A 7,931-nucleotide genomic window follows, 5' to 3' on the forward strand; every position below is an offset into this window, starting at 1 on the left:
AATTAACCTGTTCTAATTTAGCGATGTAATTAGACATACGAGCTTAATTCCTAAATTAGGAATCAGATAAAGTGCATGTCCTTCTCTTTATCAATATGCCCTACCACTTTACATTATATTGTTAACAATTATCAATTTATATTTTAACAATTTTACTACTTTATATTCATCATAGTAAAAACGGCAAAAACCGAAATCGAATTTAGAGCTAACGTTACTTCTTGTACATGCGGCGGTGGCAAGCCCTTTGTTGCTGCGTTCATTACTTAATGTTGGTACTCATTTTGTATTTGCCTTAGTTACTAAAATAACCCAGTCTCTTTCCTTGTCACTAGGCGGTAAACCTAAGTCTTTTTCATGCCTAACCCAAAAATGTTTGAACGGCATTTTTTGTGTTACCCGATGCAGTGAACCTTGTTGAAATTCGCCCCCTTTTCGTGGGTTATACCACTTTACATCGTATACACCTGGCTCACCTGGCAGTTTAAGTGTTACCCCTTTTGAAGCATCTTTGGTGTACAACACATAAAAAGCTTTGTCTTTAGCTAACACCCACGCATTTGTTGCCCATTGATCTTGATTTATCGCATTGGGAAGATCTAAATCAGCTAAAGTAAAAAAGTCGATAGCATGTTTAGCCTGAGTCCAAAATTTATCTCGGGTTCGCCAATTTTGTGCAGTTAAATCAGAGTGGGTATTTTTATAACCAAAATACCATTCGGTTCCCCAGGAACCAGCCGTTAGAGCTCCCCATAAGCCATTAGCGCGGGCGTTAAAATGCTCAGGGTCTAGCATGTCAGAGCGCAAAGCGTATTCCGCATCGCCAGGCTCATCTACCGCTATCGCCAACGGCCTACCGTTATTTACAGGCCAGCTTCGCAGGTCTTTCACCGCTCCATGAATTTGCGAGAAGTCAGGCGATGAGGTTTGAACTGAAGCGCCAGTATATTGGCTGCCTGCACCCGCTATATCTTGAAAGTACTGACCATTATGTATTACGCGGTGGTGTTGATAGGGGTCGATTAGTTGGAAATACTTCGCCATTGCTAATCGCTGAATAGTTGTTTGAGGCGGCGTTGGTGGATTGGGGTGCCACTCTCCGTTCTCTTCCCCCAAATTCCAATTTAAGGCAAGGTGATGTCCAAAGCGGGCTACAAGTTCTCTGTAATAAAGCTTTCTTTCTAGGCCAAGTCCCCCGTTATCTAAAAGCCCTTGGTTCTCTACTTCCTGAGTTTTAAAGTGAAGAAATAAACCTAAAGATTGGGCATGCTCAAAAATAACCTCCCACTGGGCGAGTTTAGAAATATCAAATCTCAAAGCGTCGTTGCTATCAACGTAAGGGAATATATTTTGATCGTCGCCAAGAATATTTAGGGTTAAAAACGATATCGAATTCATTCCTTTACTGGCAATATAATTAAGAGCTCCAACGAGCGCTTTACCTCTTCGTTCACTTTTTTTGTCGATTCCAGGCCAACTAGGATCCCCTTGCTTCCAGTCATTTAGATGAGGTTGCCAGTCTTTTACTAAATTATCTTTTACGCCATCGTTTTTAAATGAACCGTCAAAGTCTTTATAGGACAATAGGTTTTCCGGCGAATCTGGCCCAGCTTTAATAAAGTATCCCCCAGAGTCAGCAAAGCGCAAGTATGGTTCGTTAACGTACTCTAGGCGTCCTGTTGCGCGAAAATCTGGAGAACGTTTATCTGTATCTAAAATATAAAAAGCGCCGCGTTGTCCATTCATGTAACCGCCATCAAGGCCGGTTTTTGTAGTATTTGCAACAGCAACATACCGCCCTTTAATGAAGTTAGCCTCCCACTCCCATTGCCCTACTCTATCTGGGCTAAAGTGCACATGCCATTTATTGCCAGCCTCTGCTCCCGTATTTTGGGCGTTTCCGTCGGCGGCAAAGTAACCTGGCACTTCGAAGGTAGTTTTTGTGTTTTTGTGGGTAAAAGAGACATTTAAACGATAGTTTACAAAAGGGTTAAAATGATCTTGTTCTGACACCTCTGGACCGTCAAACTCCAAGGTAACTTTGTGCCACTTTTTAAGCTCTCCTCTCACTACCACTTGAACATCGGCCCACCCAGCATTGATATTGAAAAATAAGGCTAGTAGAAGTAAACCGCGCCATGACAGTGTATTCATCTATTCGACACCTTTTTCAGTTAGTTTCGCTCCCCCAGCCCATGCCACACCTTTTGCTAAAACTTTCATAAACATAGGGTCGGCATAAACATTTTCTCCATGTCCCAAAGTGGTGTGAAACACACGACCTTGATGATAATTAATGGTCATAAAAACAGGCTCATGGCGACCAAAGCCGTTGTACTTTTTGCTGTCGAAAGCTGTAGCCAATACAGTTAAATTATCAGCGGGGCCTCGTAACCGGTTATACAGTTCGTCTGCGCTGTGTTTCCAAGTTAGTGGGATATCTTGCGTAACGGGGTGAGAATTATTACGAACTTGAATGCTGAACGAGTGGACAGCACCATGACCGCCTCCCTGCCCTTGCGACATATCGCGCATCAACACGCCGCTTTCATCGTAGTAAATATAAGGACCATCTTTTTGATTTCGTCCTCCCCAGCCCCCCAAACCAATCATTTTGTTGTATTCAGTCCAATTCGGGAACGAATTATTCGCTGCATGCACTGAGACAAAACCGCCACCACTTTGCATATATTGTTCGAAAGAACGCTTTGTCGTTTCAGGCCAAGGAGCAGCTTTCCAGCCAAAGTTAGATATAACTACATCGTACATATGAAATTCAGGTTCAAATGTAGGATCGGTTTTAGCTTCAGTTACTGTCTCGTGAGCTCGCCCATCATTAGCAGGGTAATCCTCAATAAACTTATCCCCTCGCCATGTATATCGAGTACGGTAAACATCAACACTAAACCGCCCGCTTTCTTCTAAAAAGGCTTTCATAAGGGCGGTAGACTTTGGCCAAATATAGTGATTATTCTGACCATCAACGATAAGTACTTTTATTAGCGAAGGCTCGGGGTTGCTAAACTCACTTTGCGGTGCGAGTGTGGCAGCACAACCACTTAAACCTAAAAAAGATATGCCGAAGACAAAGCTTAAAGCAAACCGAGAGTGCGCCCCCGCAAAAATTAGCCGAAAACTTACTTCAAAGAGCTTCATCACTGTGCCTCTGCTAATAACTGGTTGAGAGTGTAATAGACCTTATCAACACTTGTAGCACGTCCGCTTTTATCCCTAAGACCAGCAAAATCAATCTGGATTATTTTTCCCGGAACCAAAGGCAAGACTACATCTAGTGTCTTCCCATCTTTTAACAATGTGACATTAGAAATAGGTAGGGTTTCCAGGTCCATTTTTGGTGATCCATAATTACTGGAATAATGATAATGCCACGACTGTGCACGCAGATTTTCTTTTGAAACTGACTCTGCAGATAGTGAATCTGTAAACGATATCCGAAACCCCGTTTTCGTTAGCTTTATATCGTAAAGTTCAAACGGTGTGCTGCCATCCCATACTACTTTTTGCAGTCCAAATGGCTTATCACCCTGCGAGCCCCAACCGCGTGCTGTTTGCCCAATCCAAAGCTGTCCATTTACGTCAAACTCGGTCCTAACATTGCCACTTTGGAACTTGTTCATGAAATTGATAACCGCACCTTGGTATTGCCCATTAACCTCTTCAAGCATTACTCTAAAAATGTTCGATTGGGTTTGATCACCAATAAATATTTGACCGCTGAATGGACCAAACTTGCCCTCTGTCGTGTCCCATTCTGGATTTCCTGGTGAATTGGCTACTTCTACATGTGGGATCCAAACCACCGGTGTCTCACTCATTTCTTCAAGCTGCTTTAATGACATCTGCTTAATTGATTCTCGTGTATAACCTTCGACATCAACGAGCGAAACAGGATGTCCATAAAACTTGTCTTTTTTTAGTAAATGCATCTTAGAAGTAGGAACCCAATCTCCTTGGTTGTCGGTGTAAAACACTTCTCCATCGGGCGATGTTCCTAGTCCTGCAGGTGAGCGCAACCCCCATGCATAGGGAACAAACTCACCTTCTTTATTCACTTGATACGCAAAACCCCGGAACCCACCGGGCGACCCCATCGCTCCCATAGTAAATGCGTCTGGATTATTGTGGCTTAAGTTCAAAGTACCGTATAAATTACCTTGCTTATCTTTAACTGGACCGAAGTGAAACTCATGGTAGTTGTCGTTAAATGACCAATCGTCTACGACAATTTCGTAAACATCGGCAACACCATCGTTGTTACTATCAGAAATTCGTGTCAATTCCGGCTTTTGTGATACAAGCAAGCTACCATCACTATCAACAAGTAACCCCGTAGGCTCATGTAACCCTTGTGCAAATTTAAACCACTGTTCGTTTTTGTAATACCAGACATCTCCGAAGCGAGTCGCAACCCAAATTACGCCATTACTGTCGCTGTCTAAACCTGTAACGTGAAATCGTTCATCTTCAGGCGTTTCTATCGTGACAATACTGTAGCCATCGGGTTTATACTCGTGTTTTGGTGCTTGGGCTGCCGTTGCATAAAATGATGCAAGCAAGGTGGTGCTTGTTAGGCAAAGTACTACTTTTCTCAATATAAAATTCATTTGATTGCTCTCGTTTGCGCCTGTTTGTTGTTAGGACTGCTTGAGAGTAGCTGTGAGTACTACTCGTCCGGATTCAGTAGGTTTTAGTAGCGAACCTTTAAGATTTTGAGGGTCTAGTGCCTTATCGTTATGCTCCCATCGGACTTTCGATACTTGAGGGAGGTCGAGTTTAAGCACCTCTTGTCCTTGAACTTGATATACAAAATCTAAAGAACTACTGCTGCGCGCTTTAACTGTGAGGGTGTATTGGCGCTGTCCGAACTGGTAGGAAAATACAGGATTGCCATCTTCTAGCTTGTATCCCTTGTAGCGACACTGGTTGTCTTCAATGTTATGTTTAAGCTGCTCGGGTGAATGAAAAAGCCACTCTCCAAGAGGTAGACTCGGATCTTCGCCACGCCCGGCGATATTCGGGCCAATATTAAGCATATCGCCTTGCCACACGCCTACTACTGAGCAAGTCTTGGTATTAAAACCATAGTTTAATTTAGCTGGATAACCGACAGATACGGTGGAAGGAGGTAAGTCTAAAATACGCTTGCGCTGAATCAGTATTTCAGCATTCGCTTTTAACTCATATTTCTTTTCTTCAACGATGCCTTTTGCTTTAGTTGATAGCGGGAACAGTTTAACGGTTAAATCTAAGTTTGTTCCTATAAGGATCAGGTTCCTTTGATTCAGCTTAGTAGTCCCCGAACGATAAGTAACTTTTAAATGTTGCTTACCTCGCTCTAGGCGCCATGTAGGAAACCATGCGGAGCCCCCTTTTTCTACCTGCTCATCATTAACGAATACTGTTAGTTCATGAGGAAACCCCCACTGCAACCATATTTGAGTGTCTAGATCTCTAGGCGCATAAAAGTCACCCTCAAATTCAATAAAATAATGTTGAACTTCGGGAATGGAAAAGTCGGCTAACCCCTTACTTAACTCACCCGATTTTATTAGCTTATCAGCAGTGACATTTTTATCGTCTGCACTGTTTAATTGGTAAAGCTTGTAAGTTAGCTCTTCCCACCCCTCTCGTTTCGACAGTACATACGCCACTATTGACTCAAGCTCGAGTTCGTTGAACACGCCTTCAAAACCCGGCATCCCAGCACTAAGAAAGCCTGCTTTGACGTTCTTAAGTATTTGGGAAGGGTCACGTCCATGTACCCATTCACCATCTTTTAAATTAAACCCCGTTGCACCGCTTAAATCTTTAGCGTGGCAAGAGGCGCAAATTTGCTCGAACAGCTTTTGCCCTTGCGCTGTCACCTTTGGGTCATTACTTTTTGTGCGCAGCACCTCATCTAGGTCGTTGGCACTAGTATTACTTGTAAATACTAGGAAAAAGACAGTTGAAACAAATGCGAAACGGTTCATTAGATGCGACCTCATGTTAAATTGTGCGCCATGAAAACTGGATCCCTACGCCGAGTTCAGGACCTGGCACGCCCACCGCCACTTGATAGTCCTTATCGAAAGTATTTTCCAAGTAGAAGTCGAGAGAGTGATATTCTGTCATCGCCCATGAGGTAGTAATATCGACACGGTTAAAGGAAGGTAAGCTTTCCTGTTTAAATTCGCCTGTATAAAGGCTTGTAGCTTTAGTACTGCCTACATAGTTAAGTCTTACTACAGTCACTAAATCATCTGTAACTTGGTAATTTACTGATAACCTGCCTTGCCATTCAGGTCTGCTTGTAAGAACTTCGCCACTTTCAGTATCAAGATCCACGTAGGTAACATCTCCTTGAACCGAGAGCGCCTCAGATAGTTGGTGACTGGCGAATAGTTCAACGCCTCGACCATCAATGTTAGAGCGATTAAGCAATGAAAATAGTTCGCCATCGAAATCTACCAAATTGGTATATTCGTATATGAAAAGCGCAACATTAATTTCGCTTTTATCGCTATTCCACTCAATACCAATGTCTTTGTTGGTGGCTTGCTCGGGTTTTAGATTAGGGTTTCCTATCATGTTGTTGCTAAGCGCATAAAGACTCGGCAGCTTAAATCCGGTGCCAACGTTGGCAAACAGCCTAACTTGCTCTGACAATTGATAAACCCCGCCTAACTTCCAAGTATTTTCACTACTGAAATCTTGTGTGTCATCATGGCGCAGCCCGGTAAACAGTGTAAGTGCGTTGTGGGACCAATTTGCATCAACAAATCCAGCGACAGTGTCGCGTTCAATATCATAGTTGGTGGGAATGTCAGTACCAAAGAGACTAAGGGCGCCGGAAGTTTCGCCCTTCTCATTTTTATAATCTACACCAGCGGTTACCTGAACACTGTCGAAAGACACAGTGTTCAGCCAACGGAGTTTGTAATAGTCATAATCATTGTTAGACATTGAAGGTGGAGCATTGGTGTAAGGTGCTACACCTTCAGAATTGAGGTTATCGTCGATTTGATAAAGCTCTGCTTGTGCTGCCAGCGTGTACCATTCGTTGATTGCGTGATTATGACGCAAACTCGCCGTGACAAGTTCGGTTTCTTTACTATCTCTTTTACTGTCTGACGCATACTTCACACCACCACTTTGATCAGCGTAGGCGCGTTGCTTATAGTCGTTATACCTCACATTTAGTCGCGTGCTGCTATTGTCCCACAGCACAAATTCTCCTTGAACCGCTAGTTCTAAAGACCTTTGTGCGTCACCATTTGGTTGTTTGTCTGAATCAAGTAAGTTCACTCTTCCTTGAATACTCTCGTATCCAAATGATGCATTGGCCACCCGCTTTCCTTTTGGCAGAACACCTACCGATAGTTCGGTGCCCGTGAAGTTCTTTGCAAAAGTGATAAAGTTAACCACACCTGCAATAGCATCAGAGCCATATATCGAGGATTGGGCCCCCTTTATCACTTCAACGCGTTGCAAGGTACTTTTTGAAATAGATGACAAGTCAAAACTACCGCCTCTGGTATCTAAGGGATTATTTACTTGGACGCCATCAATTTGAACAATAACGAAGTTTGTCTCAGCGCCGCGCAAAAATATCTCTTGAGCAAGTCCGGACTTTTGCACTGTAATGCTAGGAATCTGGGCTAAAACATCTAGCGCAGTGGCCCCTACGATAGAACGAATTTCTTGTGCTGATAGCACATAAAAAGGGCTGGCCATATGCCTAACAGGTTTCGGCTGAAAGTTGCCGAAAATTTCAATGACTTCGGTGTCATTTTCTATCATCTCACTTGCATGGGAGTATGTGACAGCAAAGCACAAACATAGCGGCAGTAAAGAGGTTATAGTGAAACGCATACAACTTCCCTGATAATTTATTAAATACAAACCAAATATTGTTAACAATATAAAGT

5 protein-coding genes are annotated in these 7,931 nt (G+C 43.0%); all 5 read right to left on the reverse strand.

The window, feature by feature from the left end:
• Positions 1-279: 279 nt before the first annotated feature.
• Genes KL866_RS11980 through KL866_RS12000 form a run of 5 tightly spaced genes read right to left on the reverse strand, consistent with a single transcriptional unit; the run spans position 280 to position 7,875 of the window.
• Positions 280-2,154: a DUF5060 domain-containing protein gene (locus KL866_RS11980; RefSeq protein WP_025254080.1), complete on the reverse strand. Its 1,875-nt coding sequence runs from the start codon at positions 2,152-2,154 to the stop codon at positions 280-282.
• Positions 2,155-3,156 carry a ThuA domain-containing protein gene (locus KL866_RS11985; RefSeq protein WP_081765811.1) on the reverse strand — a complete coding sequence of 334 codons (1,002 nt, stop codon included), beginning with the start codon at positions 3,154-3,156 and terminating at the stop codon, positions 2,155-2,157. It lies immediately after the preceding gene.
• Positions 3,156-4,625 carry a PQQ-dependent sugar dehydrogenase gene (locus tag KL866_RS11990; RefSeq protein WP_214995211.1) on the reverse strand — a complete coding sequence of 490 codons (1,470 nt, stop codon included), beginning with the start codon at positions 4,623-4,625 and terminating at the stop codon, positions 3,156-3,158. The genes KL866_RS11985 and KL866_RS11990 overlap by 1 nt, the downstream gene beginning before the upstream one ends.
• A gap of 30 nt (positions 4,626-4,655) precedes the next feature.
• A complete protein-coding gene (locus tag KL866_RS11995; protein WP_214995213.1) occupies positions 4,656-5,993 on the reverse strand; it encodes a c-type cytochrome in 1,338 nt (445 codons plus the stop codon).
• A 16-nt stretch (positions 5,994-6,009) separates the two neighbouring features.
• Positions 6,010-7,875 (reverse strand): TonB-dependent siderophore receptor, encoded by a 1,866-nt coding sequence (locus KL866_RS12000; protein WP_214995216.1) that lies wholly within the window; start codon positions 7,873-7,875, stop codon positions 6,010-6,012.
• Positions 7,876-7,931 lie beyond the last annotated feature (56 nt).

The organism is Alteromonas sp. ALT199 (assembly GCF_018619335.1).
In the GTDB taxonomy this organism is placed as follows: domain Bacteria; phylum Pseudomonadota; class Gammaproteobacteria; order Enterobacterales; family Alteromonadaceae; genus Alteromonas.